This is a genomic window from bacterium SCSIO 12741, from assembly GCA_024398055.1.
GTDB lineage: Bacteria > Bacteroidota > Bacteroidia > Flavobacteriales_G > Salibacteraceae > SCSIO-12741.
Genome location: CP073749.1, coordinates 2,138,173 through 2,153,919 on the forward strand (window position 1 = coordinate 2,138,173; position 15,747 = coordinate 2,153,919).

The 15,747-nt window shown below is 44.3% G+C and carries 18 protein-coding genes; 13 read left to right on the forward strand and 5 right to left on the reverse strand.

The window, feature by feature from the left end:
• The first annotated feature begins 21 nt into the window (after positions 1–21).
• Positions 22–870 carry a DUF3108 domain-containing protein gene (locus KFE98_09040; GenBank protein UTW64265.1) on the forward strand — a complete coding sequence of 283 codons (849 nt, stop codon included), beginning with the start codon at positions 22–24 and terminating at the stop codon, positions 868–870.
• Here KFE98_09040 and KFE98_09045 read toward each other — a convergent pair.
• On the reverse strand, positions 844–1,506 hold the full coding sequence (locus KFE98_09045; protein UTW64266.1) for a hypothetical protein: 663 nt from the start codon (positions 1,504–1,506) through the stop codon (positions 844–846). The two genes, KFE98_09040 and KFE98_09045, sit on opposite strands and share 27 nt — an antisense overlap.
• A 300-nt stretch (positions 1,507–1,806) precedes the next feature.
• On the opposite strand from KFE98_09045, the gene KFE98_09050 reads away from it, so the two are divergent.
• Positions 1,807–3,075, forward strand: a complete 1,269-nt coding sequence (locus KFE98_09050; GenBank protein UTW64267.1) for a peptidoglycan DD-metalloendopeptidase family protein — start codon at positions 1,807–1,809, stop codon at positions 3,073–3,075.
• Here KFE98_09050 and def read toward each other — a convergent pair.
• Together def and KFE98_09060 are read right to left on the reverse strand one after the other, a co-directional pair.
• Positions 3,061–3,702, reverse strand: coding sequence for a peptide deformylase (gene def / locus KFE98_09055; protein UTW64268.1), 642 nt, complete (start codon positions 3,700–3,702; stop codon positions 3,061–3,063). The genes KFE98_09050 and def overlap by 15 nt on opposite strands.
• An 8-nt stretch (positions 3,703–3,710) precedes the next feature.
• Positions 3,711–4,646, reverse strand: a complete 936-nt coding sequence (locus KFE98_09060) for a hypothetical protein (protein UTW64269.1) — start codon at positions 4,644–4,646, stop codon at positions 3,711–3,713.
• A 52-nt stretch (positions 4,647–4,698) separates the two neighbouring features.
• On the opposite strand from KFE98_09060, the gene KFE98_09065 reads away from it, so the two are divergent.
• Positions 4,699–5,379 (forward strand): ComF family protein, encoded by a 681-nt coding sequence (locus KFE98_09065; GenBank protein ID UTW64270.1) that lies wholly within the window; start codon positions 4,699–4,701, stop codon positions 5,377–5,379.
• Between the two features lie 54 nt (positions 5,380–5,433).
• A complete protein-coding gene (locus tag KFE98_09070) occupies positions 5,434–6,399 on the forward strand; it encodes a hypothetical protein (GenBank protein UTW64271.1) in 966 nt (321 codons plus the stop codon).
• On the opposite strand, the gene thiL is transcribed toward KFE98_09070, so the two are convergent.
• Together thiL and KFE98_09080 are read right to left on the reverse strand one after the other, a co-directional pair.
• A complete protein-coding gene (thiL, locus tag KFE98_09075) occupies positions 6,396–7,451 on the reverse strand; it encodes a thiamine-phosphate kinase (protein ID UTW64272.1) in 1,056 nt (351 codons plus the stop codon). The genes KFE98_09070 and thiL overlap by 4 nt on opposite strands.
• 187 nt (positions 7,452–7,638) lie before the next feature.
• A complete protein-coding gene (locus tag KFE98_09080) occupies positions 7,639–8,574 on the reverse strand; it encodes a hypothetical protein (GenBank protein UTW64273.1) in 936 nt (311 codons plus the stop codon).
• A 274-nt stretch (positions 8,575–8,848) separates the two neighbouring features.
• Between KFE98_09080 and KFE98_09085 the strand changes: the two genes are divergently transcribed.
• Genes KFE98_09085 through KFE98_09125 form a run of 9 tightly spaced genes read left to right on the forward strand, consistent with a single transcriptional unit; the run spans position 8,849 to position 15,685 of the window.
• Positions 8,849–9,175: an iron-sulfur cluster assembly accessory protein gene (locus KFE98_09085; GenBank protein UTW64274.1), complete on the forward strand. Its 327-nt coding sequence runs from the start codon at positions 8,849–8,851 to the stop codon at positions 9,173–9,175.
• 22 nt (positions 9,176–9,197) lie between these two features.
• Positions 9,198–10,640 (forward strand): Fe-S cluster assembly protein SufB, encoded by a 1,443-nt coding sequence (sufB, locus tag KFE98_09090; protein ID UTW64275.1) that lies wholly within the window; start codon positions 9,198–9,200, stop codon positions 10,638–10,640.
• Positions 10,641–10,653: 13 nt separating this feature from the next.
• Entirely contained in the window at positions 10,654–11,187 is a 534-nt protein-coding gene (locus KFE98_09095) for a hypothetical protein (protein ID UTW64276.1), read from the forward strand.
• A 9-nt stretch (positions 11,188–11,196) separates the two neighbouring features.
• Positions 11,197–11,952 (forward strand): Fe-S cluster assembly ATPase SufC, encoded by a 756-nt coding sequence (gene sufC / locus KFE98_09100; protein ID UTW64277.1) that lies wholly within the window; start codon positions 11,197–11,199, stop codon positions 11,950–11,952.
• A complete protein-coding gene (gene sufD / locus KFE98_09105) occupies positions 11,942–13,189 on the forward strand; it encodes a Fe-S cluster assembly protein SufD (protein ID UTW64278.1) in 1,248 nt (415 codons plus the stop codon). The genes sufC and sufD overlap by 11 nt, the downstream gene beginning before the upstream one ends.
• Complete coding sequence (locus KFE98_09110) at positions 13,186–14,418, forward strand: cysteine desulfurase (protein UTW64279.1); 1,233 nt, start codon at positions 13,186–13,188, stop codon at positions 14,416–14,418. Before sufD ends, KFE98_09110 begins: the two co-directional genes overlap by 4 nt.
• A gap of 19 nt (positions 14,419–14,437) precedes the next feature.
• Entirely contained in the window at positions 14,438–14,854 is a 417-nt protein-coding gene (locus KFE98_09115; GenBank protein UTW64280.1) for a SufE family protein, read from the forward strand.
• 2 nt (positions 14,855–14,856) lie between these two features.
• A complete protein-coding gene (locus KFE98_09120; protein UTW64281.1) occupies positions 14,857–15,168 on the forward strand; it encodes a DUF59 domain-containing protein in 312 nt (103 codons plus the stop codon).
• A 10-nt stretch (positions 15,169–15,178) separates the two neighbouring features.
• Positions 15,179–15,685: a DUF2480 family protein gene (locus KFE98_09125; protein ID UTW64282.1), complete on the forward strand. Its 507-nt coding sequence runs from the start codon at positions 15,179–15,181 to the stop codon at positions 15,683–15,685.
• Positions 15,686–15,747: the final 62 nt, after the last annotated feature.

Genomic DNA, 15,747 nt, shown 5'->3' on the forward strand with positions numbered 1-15,747 from the left:
TATCTTTAAAAAACCGGAGCTATGAAGAAGTGGATTAGTAAGAGTAGTTGGATTCTTCTCCTGGTTGTTTTGGTTTCATTCGATCAGGAGCGGTATTTCGAAAAGGATAAAGTGGTCAACGATCAGCCTGTTCCATTGGCAACAGCTTTTCAAAAAGGTGAATCGGTTACCTATTTATGCCATTATGGGTTGATTAAGGCGGGCGAAGCCACCTTAACGGTCACCAATGAAGATTCCCTAATCGATGGTCATCCCGTTTACCACATGGTGGGAATTGGAAAAACCTTGAGTGTTTTTGAGTGGTTTTATAAAGTTCGGGATCGCTACGAGACTTATTTGGATACGAGCACCCTGGCACCGCGTAAGTTTGTTCGCCGGGTCAATGAAGGCGGCTACATCATCGATCGCGATTACCATTTTGTGCCCGAGGATAGCGTAGTCAATACCCAGCGCAAAGGAACCATCAAAACTCCGGCAGATGTTCAGGATATGCTGTCGTCGTTTTACTACCTGCGAGCACTCGATTTTACCCAAGCCAAAAAAGGTGATCTATACCGCATCAATGCCTTTATGGATTATGAGATGTGGCCCTTCTACGTTCGTTTTGAAGGGAAGGAAAATCTGGAAATTGGAATGGGGGAGTTTGAATGCTACAAGTTCTCACCGGTGGTTCAAAAGGGGCGAGTATTTCGTTCCGATGAAGATGTAGAAGTATGGGTGAGTGCGGATGAGAACAAAATTCCCATTCTTGTTAAGGCAAAAATATTTGTAGGTAGCGTCAAGCTGGAACTTACCGGACACCAAAATCTAAAAGCAAAATTGGCTCGTCCGATCCCCGAAGAGTCAGAAAGTCTTTGGGATTGGTTTTGAGTTGGACGAATCGGTGTTAGAGGGTAATTCTTTGACGGAGGTTAAAGTCATAACGAAATCCAATACCAGGTTTTCTACCACTCTTTTTTGCACCTGCCCATTGGAAATAAAATAATGCGTCGGATTGTAGCCATCCAGGTTCTCCACGTTGTATTGGCCGGTACTGGTGTAGTCTATCACTCCTCCATTGCCGTAAAGTTCAGCATAGCTGGTGTCTCCCTGACTTGGAATGTCATAAAACAAAGAGGAACTTGAGGTTAAGTAACCTTGATGCTTGAAGGTGTGTAGCGATTCCTTTTTCTTATCATCGGTAAAGATTACGTTGTAGCCACCGTCCTTTCTCTGAGTATCTGTCGATTTTTTGAATTTACCGTTGACCAATACCGTTACGTTGCAGTGATTCAAGGTGTCTCTTAGGTAAAAAGCTTGACTGATGTATTTAACGGTGTATTCCGAAAAGATAACGTCAAAGGTGACAAGGCTTTCGGAATAGAAGTAGGTGCTGTCTTCAGAAATGTAACGCTCAATGAAAAAATTACCAATGTCTTTACCCGCTCCCGAAATGTTGAACTCCATTCGTTGAGCTTGCAATTCTGTGGCTATGCAAAAGCTTAGTATGGTTAGTAACAGCTTCATTATTAAATGCTTCGTTCTGAGCTTGTCAAATTTACCGATTTTGATCAAACGATTTCGAGTCACCTATCGGCTTAGCAAGCGTTCCGTACTGCTAAATAAACCTAAAATGGGAAGAAATCGTATCCATCCAGGCCAATTCCTGAAAACTTCCGTTTCTTTGCACCGGTCAACGGTTCTATCCAGCTAAAAGCCAGGAAAATCGGGCTCAGGTATAAACAAAAACCTGTTTACAACAAGGGGTATTTAAGGAGAGAAAAGGCCAATTAATTCCCCAATTTTGAGAAATCCCACCATAAATTATTGAATTTGAGGTATTTTCAACTTTTACTGATTGCTTTTGCGTCTCTGCTGCTGGGTACGGCTTGTCAAGACGATGATCAAATTGCTGATAGCTCCCTTCCGCCTGTGGAAGAAGAAGCTCCTGTTGTTCATATTGAATACGGCATTGAAACGGATTCATTTAAAGTGGTTAGAGGTGTGATCAATAAGAATGAGATGCTTTCTCACATTCTTTTGCAACACCACATTCCATGGCCGGAAATTGACCGCCTGGTAAAACGGGCTAAGCCGGTTTATGATGTTCGTAAATTGGCCAGCGGAAAGTCCTACACCATTCTCTGTAGCCAGGATTCGATTGACAAAGCCCAGTACTTTATCTACGATGCGAATGCAATCGATTACGTTGTTTTTGACCTGAGAGACTCCATGCGGGTTTACAAGGGGCAGCGAGATGTACACTTGGTTAGAAAAGAAGTAGCTGGAACCATTCATTCCTCCCTGTACGAAACGCTAATGAAAGTGAAGGCGAGTCCGGCCTTAGCTATGGAGTTGAGCGAAATCTATGCCTGGAGTATTGACTTTTACCGCATTCAAAAAGGAGACCAGTTCAAGGTTATTTACTACGACAAATACGTGGAAGATACCCGTGTGGGAGTTGGACACATTGAAGCGGCCTTGTTTCAGCACCGCAAAGAACCGTTCTATGCATTTCCATTTGATCAGGATGGGCAGGTGGCCTTCTTTGATCAGGATGGAAAGAGCTTGAGAAAGGCCTTTTTGAAAGCACCCTTAAAGTTTGGACGAATTAGTTCTGGCTATTCCAATCGCCGCTATCACCCGGTACAAAAACGCTGGAAGGCCCACCGCGGTACTGACTATGCAGCGCCTACAGGAACGCCGATTTTAGCGGTAGGGGATGGCGTTGTGATCGAAGCCCGGTACAAAAAGTTTAATGGCAATTACGTCAAGATTAAGCACAATGGAACCTACACGACCCAATACCTGCACATGAGCAAGTTTGCCAAAGGGATGAAAAAGGGTAAATACGTTCGCCAGGGTGATGTAATTGGTTACGTGGGTAGCACTGGATTGGCCACTGGACCTCATGTGTGCTTCCGTTTTTGGAAAAATGGAAAACAGGTGGATCACCGTCGGGAAAAGTTACCCCCATCTTTGCCTATCAAAGAGGCCTACAAAGAGCAATTTGAAGCCCACAAGGATTCCATGAAAATTGAATTGGATAATATCCCCTTTGCTACCGATAAGGAGCCTGAGCTAGCGGGATTCTGATTTCGGGTCAATTTTCTTTTCCCTTTCCGAGTTCAAGTGATCGGTAAACAGTATGCCGTTGAGGTGATCGATTTCATGCTGGAAAATCACAGAGGTAAATCCATCGACCGATTCCATATGTTTCTTGCCACTTAAGTCTAAGTACTCAACCACAATTTCCTGGGCTCGAAACACCATTCCCGTTTGATTCGGAATGCTCAGGCAGCCTTCTTTACCCAGCTGGGTAGAATCAGAATATTCCAAAATTCTGGGATTCAGGTAGAAGCCAAAAGGGCTCCCTTCCTGATCAAAGCGCTGTACCAAGATCATTTGTCTGCTCAAACCGACCTGAGGGGCGGCGATGCCCACGCCCATGTTCTTGGGGTCTTTTACAGTAACCAAGAAACGTTTGTGAAAGTAATGGATTAGGTTGCTGTCCTTTTCCAGATTAACGGGCTTAGCTACTTTTCGAAGCAGGGCAGAATCTTTGGGATTTGTGGTTAACCAAAGCCGCATGGGTTCATTCGGATTGCCACTCTCAATGAGTTGGCGCTCCTTTTTCTTTAGCGGCGATTTCTTTTGGGCCAATAAGGATCCACTCCAAATCAGAAGGGTAATCGATAAGAGTACGGTAGTCCTGCTGGCCATAATCGAAATTAGCGAAGGGTAAATTCGGTTACGCCAATTTCATAGTCCTTGGCGTAGGCATGTACGATGTACTTACCAGGCTTAAGCTCTTTTTCGACATCTACTTCCCAGTAGAGGCATACATCCACTTCCTTATTTTCGTAGAGCACTTCCTTTTTAACACTGTACAATCCTCTAACTCCTTCAAATTCGAACATGTTGTCCCTGTCGTCGCTCAAGGTTAATACCTGGCCTCCGGGAGATACGATTCTGACGTATACCATCATCTTTCCGGGCTTTGTCAGTTCATTTTCGTTGAGGGTAAAACAGGTTTTAATCTTATCTGTTTTGCTGGCCTTGTCCGTGCGTTTATGAATGGTGTTACTTTTCACCCTTTGCGCATAAGATTCCATGAAAACCGTATTCAGCTGCTCTCCGATTTTCACTTTACTCTCCAGTCGTTTTTTCTCTTCGCTCAGATCTTTACTTCTCTGTCTTTCCTCACCCAGGTCCGTTTTAATTTGTTGGTTCTCAGCAATGAGCTCCTGGTTTGCCGTATTCAGTGAATCAATTGTATGGACAAATCCTTTCATCACCTTACGAAGGCTTTCGGTTTCCTTCTTGAGCTTGTAAATCGTCCAGTTTCCGTTCTTTACCTTTTGGATCAATTCCTCCACTTTGGCTTTTTCCATGTCCAATTCAGCTTTGATGCTGTCGTTGTCCACGGTTAAACTGTCGTATTGGGCGAGCATTCCATAGAGTTCTTCTTCTACCTGGTTCTTCTCCGTATTGAGCTCCGTATTCTGACCGCTTAATGCCGTATTCTGGTCTTTGGCTTCCATCAGAGCAAAGCCGAGGTAGAGGTTTCCAAAGAGCGAAAGGACGATCAATCCGATCAAGATTTTTTGGGTAGTGTTTGAAGATCCCGAAGGGGGCTGCATATTTTCAGAACCTGAATTTTCCATATTTTAGACTGCGTTTGTACAAAAGTATTGAACTAGCTCCTTAACCTTAAACATGCTGAAAGAAATTATTTCACTGTTCTTTCCACACCTCTGTGTAGGTTGTGAGGAACCTATCAACGACATCAAGCAACAAATATGCCTGAAATGCCGCTTTCAGATTCCTTTAACGGAGTTTGACCGGTTTTCGGATAATCCGGTAGAAAAATTATTGTGGGGAAAGGCTCCGGTGAAGGCGGCCACCAGTTATTTCTACTTTAAAAAGGATTCCTCTCTGCAAAAAGCAATTCACTCGCTCAAGTATGAAGGAAATCAACGTATGGGGCTTGAATTGGGGCAGTGGATGGGAGAGGGGCTTAAGGATAGCCCTCGGTTTCCCACGCCTGATTTTTTAATACCGGTGCCCTTGCATCGTAAAAAAGAAAAGACAAGAGGCTATAATCAGAGTGAGCTCCTGGCCCAGGGAATTAACCAGGTGACTCATGTACCCATTCATACAGGCAATTTGATTCGATCGGTTCATACCACCTCGCAAACCCAAAAAGGACATTACGAACGGTTTGAAAATATGAGCACCTCCTTTCAGGTAGAGCACCCTGACAAGCTACAGGGTAAGAAAGTTTGGTTGATTGATGATGTGATTACAACTGGATCAACGCTGGCCGAATGTGCCACTGCTCTGGGTTCTGTTCAAAACATCGAAATTTTTGCGGTAACCGTGGCTGTGGCGTCCTAATTGAGCTTGGCAATATCAAATAATGAGCTACTTTAGCCTTTTATTGAAACGCTCATGCTGAAGGATTTTGCCAAAACGAGCCCTGTAACCTTTTTCGCACTCCCGTTGCTTATCATCGGGTTGCTGGTGCTCAGCTATTTTTTCTACAGTACTCTTTTGACCAACCAAATTGAGGCAAGATCTACGTACTTAAAAGGGCAGCTACAAGTAACTATAGATGGGGCTCACCGTCAGGTAGATGAGTTCCGTTCCGAAATTCCCTTTCTGTCTGAATTGGATGATTTTGGAGTGGTGTTTACCGGGGAAGATGAGGCGTCCAGCAAACTTCGCTTCCGCTTAAAACGGCTGGTTAATCGCTACAACGACTTTATTGATACCCTCTACATCTACAATGATAGCTCCTATTATTACTTAGGGATTGATTCCAAAGGAACGGTAGCCGAAGGGTTTGGGAATTTGATTGACAATCAATTTCCGCTTCAGTTTACGCATAAAACCAAGGTAATTCACCTGGAAGGAAATCGCTCCTTAGCCATGATTCCGGTGTACAAGGAAGATGCGAAGGATCGAATCTACCTGGCCGTTGTTATTGATGTGTTTAACCTCATCAAGCTGCAAAGTGACAACCAGTACATTGGTGACCATGGTTTCAAAATCATCTTTTCAGAAAATATGGGATTCCGGGAAGCCTCTCGGGGTGAAAAGGAGTTGGGGGAATTTATTCTTCAACGCAATCAACAGACCAAAATCGTAAACTCACTCTTGGAACACAAGGGTGGTTCATTGCTCCACTCTTCGCTAAAACAACCGGATGTGATGTTAACGGTTTACGAACCGATTAAACTATTCTCAGACCGTTATGGATTGATCTTCTCGGTTTCCGATCAGGATTTCTTGAAACCGGTTAAGGCCAAGCTTCAGGTGATCTTCATTTCCTTCTTTGCGATAATCGTGACGGTAATCGTCGTATTTATCATCAATCTTCGGGATGTCTCCCGAAATGCTTCGGAAAGTAATTAACCCTCGTTTCGCTCGCCAAAGGCATTCCAGCCTTGTGCTTTGAGAGATACCAGCGTTCCAGCTTTGGTCACCAAATGGCAACCAGCGTTAGCATCTGTAATGTGTCCGATTACATGAAGCCCTTCAATGTCCTTGATCTTATCGTAATCATCAGGCTTAATGGTGAAAAGCAATTCATAGTCCTCTCCGCCATTCAAAGCCGCCATGGTTGGATCTAATCCCAATTCTTCAGCTGCCATAATCGTAGCCGGATCAATAGGAATTTTGTCTTCGTAGATTTGAACCCCTTTGCCGGATTGCGAAGTAATGTGAATGAGTTCACTCGCCAAACCGTCGGATACATCAATCATAGCAGTGGGCTGAATGTCCACATCGTCGAGCACCTTTACGGCTTGAATACGGGCCTCAGGTTTTAGTTGACGTTCCAAAACATAGTCCTTGCCCTCTAAGTCGGGTTGAACCAGGGAATTGTCGCTAAAAATCTGTTTTTCGCGTTCCAGCAATTGAAGGCCAACATAGGCGGCGCCTAAATCACCACTTACGCAAACCAGTTCATTTTCTTTAGCCCCATTGCGGTAGGTTACTTTCTCTTTTGAAACCGTTCCCATGGCAGTCACGCTTATGGTTAACCCGGAAAGAGAAGAAGTGGTGTCGCCACCAATCAAATCCACTTGGTATGCCTCACAGGCCTTGAGCATTCCACTATATAATTCCTCCAGAGCTTCAACAGAAAAACGGTTGCTCACCGCAATGGACACGGTAATTTGTTTTGGGGTTCCGTTCATGGCGTAGATGTCCGACAGATTCACGGCTACTGCTTTGTAGCCCAAGTGTTTTAACGGAACATACATTAAGTCAAAATGCACACCTTCGGTAAGCATGTCTGTACTCACCAAGGTCAATTCCTTACCTGTGTCAATCACAGCGGCATCATCACCTACGCCTTTAATGCTTTCCTTGTGGTGCAGTTTAATAGGCTTAGTCAAGTGTTGAATCAATCCGAATTCCCCGAATTCTTCCAACTCCGTGCGATTTTCCTGTGGATCCGTCATAGCGCCAAATTTTTTGCAAAACTAATGAGTTGTTTGATCCTGGCTTCCGAGAAGGGTTAAAAACTTGGAAAACGCGTGGTTACCAGCTGGTGAAAAATAAAAAAGGCTCGAAATTTTCGAGCCTTTTTCCTGACCTCAAGCCACGACTTAGTTTAAGGTTAACTAACAACAGTTTAGTTTAAGGGGGTTAACGCAATGCATCTTCTCTGGCCGCCAATGCGGTGTCTATCACCATTGTGGGTGCAGACGATTCCAGGTTGTATAGGTTTTTAAAGGATTCATTTCCAAGTATCATTTCCAGGGTAGGTAAAGAGTCGTTGACCAGTTGGTTTACGGCGTTTGCAAATTCCAGCACGCTCATGTTTCCGGCAATTACTTCTTCGGCCAAAGCATCTTTTTGATTTCGTATGTTGTCTCTTACACGATTAAACCCGTTCATTTTTTCTTCCGAGAAATCATCACCGAGCAATGACTTCATTTTGTTTTGACTAAAATCCTGGTCGTAGGCAGCCATCCTGGCCTCAACATTAATTGACTCCGCAGAACAATTGGCGACCCGGTCATTCCATGCCGATGCAGATTTGCCACCGTAGGTTCCATAAAGCAGGTGAGATAACCAATATCCCTTAGCTGCCGAAACGGTAAAAGGTGGAGTGGAATCGGTTGCAGATGCCATCAATGTGCGGTTCGCCACCTGATGACATACTCCGTAGTGTGCGTAGAAACTCGTGATTCCTCCATGTGCATCCACATTGGATGTAGAATCATTGGGAGTGGTTATACATATGGCCATAACCAGATTCCCCTCTGGTGAGCCTAATAGGCGGGAGGAAGGGTCGGCATCGCCGGTTTTGTGACAAACACCCCAGCAGTACCAATATTTTTTTCCGTTTGAAGTGTCCGGTGGGCAAACTGAATTGGGATTGTAATTCATGACCCAAGTGTGGTCCAGAAACTTGGCATTATCTAATGGTCGTGCGAAGGCATAAAGTGTATCGGGAGTCGTGGTTTCGATAGGATCTGCATTGGGAGGATTGTTAACAGCCTTTTCAGCGGAACGTTCACACGAGGTGAAAAAGCCTATCCCGGCAAGAAAAAATAGGGGTAGAATGAGCCTTTTCATAATAGCTTAGTAATAATGGTAAAGCTATATTCCGTTAAAAATCTCGGAAATGCCAGCGTATAAATACGTGTTTTATGGCCGGGAACTACCTTTGCACTCGTAATGGCCAACATTTTGGGCGCTCTTTTGTCTAAATCAGGGGAGAATTTATACCCAAAGCTAAGGAGATTTTCTACCTACTATTAGGTATAAAATTTCAAGAAAAGTTTTTATTTAGAACAATTCTAAATAAATTTGCAAATCAGAAAAGGCGTGGCCTTTTGAAAGGTTTGATATGATAAAAGTATCAGAAGAAGCAAAGAACGAAGTGCTCCGATTGATGGAGGCTGATAAGATACCTCAAGGGTCATTGATTCGGGTAGGTGTAGAAGGCGGAGGGTGCTCCGGCTTAACCTATAAAATGAATTTTGATACCGAAATGAAAGAAGACGACAAAATCTTTGAGGATAGAGGTATTAAAATCGCGGTGGACAAGAAAAGTTTTCTCTACCTGGCAGGAACAACCCTGGAGTATTCCAGTGGGCTTAACGGTAAAGGATTTTCTTTTAACAATCCAAACGCAAACCGTACCTGTGGGTGTGGTGAGAGTTTCGCGATTTAAAAAGTAAGAAGGGTAGGCACTTATGGGGCAAGATGAGATTCTAGAAGAACACATAAACTCAGATTACAAGTATGGTTTTGTAACCAACATTGAATCTGATAAAATTCCCAAAGGATTAAATGAAGATGTCATTCGACTCATTTCCGAGAAAAAGGAAGAGCCGGAATGGATGCTTGAATTTCGATTGAAGGCGTTTGAGCAGTTCAAAAAGATGACCGAACCGGAATGGGCTCATGTTCATTATCCAAAAATAGATTTCCAGGATATCCATTATTATTCGGCTCCAAAGCCAAAGAAGAAGTTGGATAGTTTGGATGAGGTGGATCCGGAATTGTTGGAGACCTTCAACAAACTGGGGATTTCTCTCGAAGAGCAAAAACGATTGACCGGTGTAGCCGTGGATGTTGTGATGGACTCGGTTTCGGTCAAAACGACTTTTAAAGAGAAGTTGGCCGAATTGGGTGTAATTTTCTGCTCTTTCTCAGAAGCCATTAAGGATCATCCTGATTTGATCAAAAAATACCTGGCTTCGGTAGTTCCAACGACCGACAATTTTTATGCAGCGCTCAACAGTGCCGTATTTTCCGATGGATCTTTCTGCTACATTCCCAAAGGCGTTCGCTGTCCTATGGAATTGTCTACCTACTTCCGAATTAATGAGGCGGGTACAGGGCAATTTGAACGGACTTTGATCGTGGCCGATGAAGGAAGTTATGTAAGCTATCTGGAAGGTTGTACCGCACCCATGCGGGATGAAAATCAATTGCACGCCGCCGTGGTAGAAATTGTGGCCCTGGATAATGCTGAGGTGAAATACTCGACGGTTCAAAACTGGTATCCAGGTGATAAAGAAGGAAAAGGTGGGATTTACAACTTCGTTACCAAGCGTGGCTTGTGTGCAGGTGTGCATTCCAAAATTTCCTGGACGCAGGTGGAAACAGGTTCTGCGGTTACCTGGAAATACCCGAGTTGTATTCTCAAAGGAGATTACTCGGTGGGTGAATTCTATAGTGTGGCTGTAACCAACAACTACCAGCAAGCGGATACCGGTACCAAGATGATTCATATTGGTAAACACACCAAGTCTACTATTATCTCTAAGGGTATTTCAGCCGGAAAAAGCAACAACTCCTACCGTGGACAGGTAAGAATAAATAAAAGTGCAACCCAAGCCCGAAACTTCTCTCAATGCGATTCGCTCTTGATTGGAAGTACTTGTGGAGCGCATACCTTCCCCTACATCGAGACCCACAACAGCTCGGCCAGGGTGGAGCACGAGGCAACCACTTCGAAGATTGGTGAAGACCAACTTTTCTATTGCCAGCAACGGGGGATAGAAATGGAAAAAGCCATCAGTCTAATCGTAAATGGTTACTGCAAAGAAGTACTAAATCAACTGCCTATGGAATTTGCTGTGGAAGCGCAGAAATTGCTGGACATTTCACTCGAAGGTTCTGTAGGGTAATACAATCAAAACCATGGAAGTAAAAGCAGGCACAAGAATAAACCACGATCGATACGGAGAAGGAATTGTAAGCCACAGTAGCTTGAGTTCATTTACCGTTATGTTTAAGCGTGGTGGCGAGTTGGAGTTTAGCCGACTTACAGAGGAATTCGAAATTTTGGATGAAGAAGCCTCCGAAAACAGTGCCCCAGTTCAATTGACCTTAAACGATATGACCGGCCTTTTGAAACAGGTTTTGGAAGAGCACAATGGCCTGCTCGAGCCTGTGGAAATGGGAGAAAAATGGGATGGTGGTACCTTGGTATTGCAACCCGGAGATTCCAGCCTAAAACCCAAAGAAATTCCAATCGACACCTTTTTTCATAAAATAGTGATGGTTCGCGATCGCTTGAGAGTGTTGGAGCAGCAAATCAATAGCAACTCCACTTTAGCTGATTCTGAAAAAGTACAGATGCAGCAATACATTACTCGTATTTATGGAAGCCTAACCACTTTTAATGTCCTATTCAGGGACAAAGACGATTTTTTTAAAGGAACGGGAAAGTAAGAATACAGCATGTTAAAGATTGAAGACTTACGAGCGGAAATTGATGGCAAGGAAATCCTGAAAGGATTGAACCTGGAGGTGAAGCCTGGAGAGGTTCATGCCATTATGGGGCCGAATGGATCAGGTAAAAGTACACTGGCATCGGTTCTTGCCGGAAGAGAAGAATATGAAGTTACAGGTGGCTCTATTTTGTTTGAAGGAAAAGACCTCCTGGACTTGGAACCTCATGAGCGGGCAGCTGAAGGGGTATTTCTTGCATTCCAATACCCGGTGGAAATTCCAGGAGTGAGTAACATCAACTTCTTGAAAACGGCCATCAATGAAATCAGAAATTACCACGGCCAGGAAAAAATGGCTGCGAAGGATTTTCTGAAATTGGTGAAGGAAAAGAAAGAACTGGTTGAGCTAAGTGGAAACCTGGCCAATCGCTCGGTAAACGAGGGATTCTCCGGTGGAGAAAAGAAAAGAAATGAAATCTTCCAAATGGCAATGCTTGATCCCAAGTTGGCCGTGTTGGATGAAACTGACTCTGGGCTTGATATCGACGCGCTGCGCATTGTGGCTAATGGAGTGAATAAAATTAAGGACGATTCCAAAGGCGTTGTGGTTATTACGCACTACCAGCGTTTGTTGGATTACATCGTACCTGATTATGTACACGTATTGTACAAAGGTCGGATCGTAAAATCGGGTACCAAAGAATTGGCTTTGGAATTGGAAGAAAAAGGGTACGATTGGTTAAAGTCGGAGGCAGTTGCCGGATAAGTTTATGGCAGAAACGGTTACACCAAAGAAAAAAGCAGCCTTTCACGAAGGAGGCGCTTTTCAGTTCGCCGAGACCGGGTCTGAATGGCACAATCAAGCCCAACAGGCTTTGGCTTCATTAAGTTTTCCGAGCTCCAGAGAGGAGTATTGGAAGTATTCTCGGGTTTCTAAAATCAAGCAACTTGAGCTGGAGCGTTCCGATCAGGAAAAAGCTACTCAGGAAGATGTTGCTTTTGACTTGGTTTTCAGAAATGGAAGCCTGGTACACAATGGACTCACCCTTTCTGAGCTCGAAGTAGAAGAGCATAATCAGATCTGGCAAAGCATCGGGCAATTGGAAGATCACTATTTCCTGGCTTTGAATGCTGTGGCTATGACTGCAGGAATTTCCATCAAAGTTCCCGCTGGATTGCAATTGGCTCATGCCATCAAAATCAAGGTGGAATCTTCGGGGCAGCAAAAAGTGGCTCAACCGCGTATTTCCATTTTATGGGAAAAGGGTTCGCACGCTGACTTTGTTTTTGAATACAGTCAGAATAACGGTGCATTGTGCTTGACAAACCTCGTTGTAGACGGAGAAATGAAGGCCAATGCAAGCGGTTCGGTAAATCAATTGCAACAGCCTGGTGAGCAGAATTACCTGATTACCCAAATTGATGCGACTCAAGAAAGAGATAGTCGGTTGGAGATGAATACTTTGTCCATTAACGGAACATTCATTCGAAACAACATCAATGTTCTTTCCGGTGGGGAAAATTGCGAAACCGTAATGAACGGTATTTACCTGCCAAAAGGTGAGGAACATATGGATAACCACACATTTGTGGATCATGCCTACCCACATTGCCGTTCGGAAGAGAATTATAAAGGCGTACTAAACGATCGCTCTTCCGGCGTATTCAATGGAAAAGTAATGGTGCGTCAGGATGCCCAGAAAATTGAGGCATTTCAGAGCAATCAAAATATTCTCTTGTCCGATGATGCTGGAGTGAATTCAAAACCCGAATTGGAAATTTATGCAGACGATGTACGCTGTAGTCATGGATCCACTACCGGGCAATTGGATGAAGAACCTTTATTCTACTTGCAGTCCAGAGGAATCCCTGCCGATAAAGCCAAGCAGCTTTTGGTAGAGGCCTTTGTATACGAGGTGATTGGCCGAATGAGCGTTGGAGATTTCAAAGCTCAGGTTCAGGAAGTATTGGAAAAAAGACAAGAAGAGGAACTAAACCGATGAACGAAACAATGGCCTTCCCCATAGAAAAAATCCGAGAGGATTTTCCTGCCCTTCATCAGCAGGTTAATGGCCATGACTTGATTTACCTGGATAATGCCGCTTCGGCGCAGAAACCCCAGGTAGTGATTGATACTCTAAAGCACTACTACGAGCAAGAACACGCCAATATTCACCGGGGTGTGCACCACTTGAGTGCAGCTGCTACGGATAAATATGAGCTTTCAAGAGAAGCCGTTAGACAACATTTGAATGCGGAGCATAGTCACGAGATTGTGTTTACCCGGGGAACTTCGGAAAGCATCAATTTGGTGGCCTACAGCTTTGGAAAAGCCTTTGTTCAAGAAGGCGATGAGATCATCGTTTCGGCTCTGGAACACCACTCTAATTTGGTGCCCTGGCAAATTCTCTGCGAAGATAAAGGAGCTACTCTCAAGGTGATTCCGATGACTTCTACCGGAGAGTGGGATATTGAAAAGGTGGAAGAACTGTTTAGTTCCAAAACCCGATTGGTTGCCGTAAGTCACGTTTCCAATGCTTTGGGAACGGTAAATCCGGTGGAAAAAATTATCGCATGGGCTCATGAACGTGACGTTCCTGTTTTGTTAGATGGGGCTCAGGCTGTACCTCACATGAAAGTAGATGTACAGCAGTTGGATTGCGATTTTTACGCTTTTTCTGCCCATAAGGCCTATGGTCCTACTGGTGTGGGCGTGCTTTACGGAAAAGAAAAATGGTTGGATCAAATGCCTCCCTATCAAGGTGGAGGAGAAATGATCAAAACCGTGACCCTCGAAAAATCAACGTGGAACGAACTGCCTTTCAAGTTTGAGGCGGGAACCCCACACATTGCCGGAGGAATTGCGTTGAAGTCTGCTTTGGAATACATGAACAAGGTGGGACTCGAAGAAATAGCCTCTTACGAAGACCAGTTGCTGCAGCGAGCTGTTAGTCATCTTTCCGAAATGGACGGAATTGATTACTACGGAACCGCTTCCCACAAAGCAGCTGTATTATCCTTTCTGTTAACCGGAGTCCACCCTTACGATGTAGGTGTTATTCTTGATAAGTTGGGAATTGCTGTGCGTACGGGACATCATTGTACCGAGCCCATTATGCAGTACTTTGGTATTCCTGGAACCGTTCGGGCTTCTTTTGCGTTCTACAATACTTTTGAAGAAGTAGATCGTTTTGCAGAAGGGCTGAAACGGGCACAAAGAATGTTGAGTTAAAGATCAATATAAAAGAGAGTTGAGCATACAAGAAGCACAAGAGGAATTGATCGAAGAGTTTGCTCTTTTCGAAGATTGGATGGAAAAGTACGAGTACATCATTGATCTGGGTAAAGACTTGGCTCCGATTGACGAAGCCAATCGAATGGAAGAGAATCTGGTAAAAGGATGCCAGAGTCAGGTTTGGTTAGCAGCTGATTTCGATGGAAATCAACTCACTTTTCAGGCCGATAGCGATGCCATCATTACCAAGGGAATAGTAAGTATGGTTACCCGTGTGCTTTCGGGACATACTCCCCAGGAAATTGTAGATGCCGAATTGTTTTTCGTGGATCAGATTGGTTTAAAGGAGCATTTGTCGCCCACCCGGTCCAACGGATTGGTGTCGATGATAAAAAAGATAAAGGCCTACGCGCTGGCCTATTCAATGGCTTGATCATGGATAAGAAACAACTTGAAAATACCATCATTGAGGTTTTAAAAACCTGTTATGATCCGGAGATTCCGGTGGATATTTATGAATTGGGATTGATCTATGATATTTCGATCGACGATCAGGCCAATGCCAAAATCATGATGACCTTGACTTCGCCTAACTGTCCAGTGGCCGAATCCCTTCCTGTAGATGTGGAAGAGAAAGTGGCTGGAATTAGTGGTTTAGCTTCGGCTAAGGTCGAGATTACCTTTGACCCTCCTTGGGAAAAGGATATGATGAGTGAAGAAGCTCAATTGGAATTAGGATTCATGTAAATCGTAGCTGTTGGACGAGATTGTAAACAGAGTAGCAAAAAGCGGATTAATCACCTTTGATCTGGAGACCTTGTGGCCGGAGCGTGAGGTGGTGGAATACGACTTGGCTCAAAACCTGTGGCAGGGATTGGTGCTTCGGGAAAAAGAGTTTCGCGACTTTGTCAAAAATCATGACTGGTCCACTTTTCAAGATCATCACGTCGGTCTTCTCTGCTCGGCGGATGCCATCGTCCCTTCGTGGGCCTACATGTTATTGACCACAGCATTGGAACCTTATGCCGCTTCCGTTGAATTTGGGGAAAAGGAGAAGGTGACACATCGCAAGGTGCTCCAAGCGATTGAGCAATTGAATGAAGCCGATTTTAAAGATGCTCGGGTGATTATTAAAGGCTGTGGAGACCGGGAAGTTCCCATGGATGTATGGGTAGCTATCACGGCTCGGCTAAAACCCTGGGTGAAAATCCTAATGTACGGAGAGCCATGTTCTACCGTTCCTGTCTATAAGCGGAAGGGCTAAACCCGTTCGTTTTCCAGATTCAACCGGTTATTTATTACCAGCCAAACTCAGCTAATTTTAGA

Excerpts from the sequence above, each read along its gene's own strand:
- KFE98_09045 (UTW64266.1), bottom strand. The coding sequence starts at position 1,506 with ATGAAGCTGTTACTAACCATACTAAGCTTTTGCATAGCCACAGAATTG.
- KFE98_09085 (UTW64274.1), top strand. The coding sequence starts at position 8,849 with ATGATAAAAGTATCAGAAGAAGCAAAGAACGAAGTGCTCCGATTGATG.
- KFE98_09060 (UTW64269.1), bottom strand. The coding sequence starts at position 4,646 with ATGGAAAATTCAGGTTCTGAAAATATGCAGCCCCCTTCGGGATCTTCA.
- sufB (UTW64275.1), top strand. The coding sequence starts at position 9,198 with ATGGGGCAAGATGAGATTCTAGAAGAACACATAAACTCAGATTACAAG.
- KFE98_09040 (UTW64265.1), top strand. The coding sequence starts at position 22 with ATGAAGAAGTGGATTAGTAAGAGTAGTTGGATTCTTCTCCTGGTTGTT.
- def (UTW64268.1), bottom strand. The coding sequence starts at position 3,702 with ATGGCCAGCAGGACTACCGTACTCTTATCGATTACCCTTCTGATTTGG.
- KFE98_09120 (UTW64281.1), top strand. The coding sequence starts at position 14,857 with ATGGATAAGAAACAACTTGAAAATACCATCATTGAGGTTTTAAAAACC.
- thiL (UTW64272.1), bottom strand. The coding sequence starts at position 7,451 with ATGACGGATCCACAGGAAAATCGCACGGAGTTGGAAGAATTCGGGGAA.
- sufC (UTW64277.1), top strand. The coding sequence starts at position 11,197 with ATGTTAAAGATTGAAGACTTACGAGCGGAAATTGATGGCAAGGAAATC.
- KFE98_09110 (UTW64279.1), top strand. The coding sequence starts at position 13,186 with ATGAACGAAACAATGGCCTTCCCCATAGAAAAAATCCGAGAGGATTTT.
- KFE98_09080 (UTW64273.1), bottom strand. The coding sequence starts at position 8,574 with ATGAAAAGGCTCATTCTACCCCTATTTTTTCTTGCCGGGATAGGCTTT.
- KFE98_09070 (UTW64271.1), top strand. The coding sequence starts at position 5,434 with ATGCTGAAGGATTTTGCCAAAACGAGCCCTGTAACCTTTTTCGCACTC.
- KFE98_09065 (UTW64270.1), top strand. The coding sequence starts at position 4,699 with ATGCTGAAAGAAATTATTTCACTGTTCTTTCCACACCTCTGTGTAGGT.
- KFE98_09095 (UTW64276.1), top strand. The coding sequence starts at position 10,654 with ATGGAAGTAAAAGCAGGCACAAGAATAAACCACGATCGATACGGAGAA.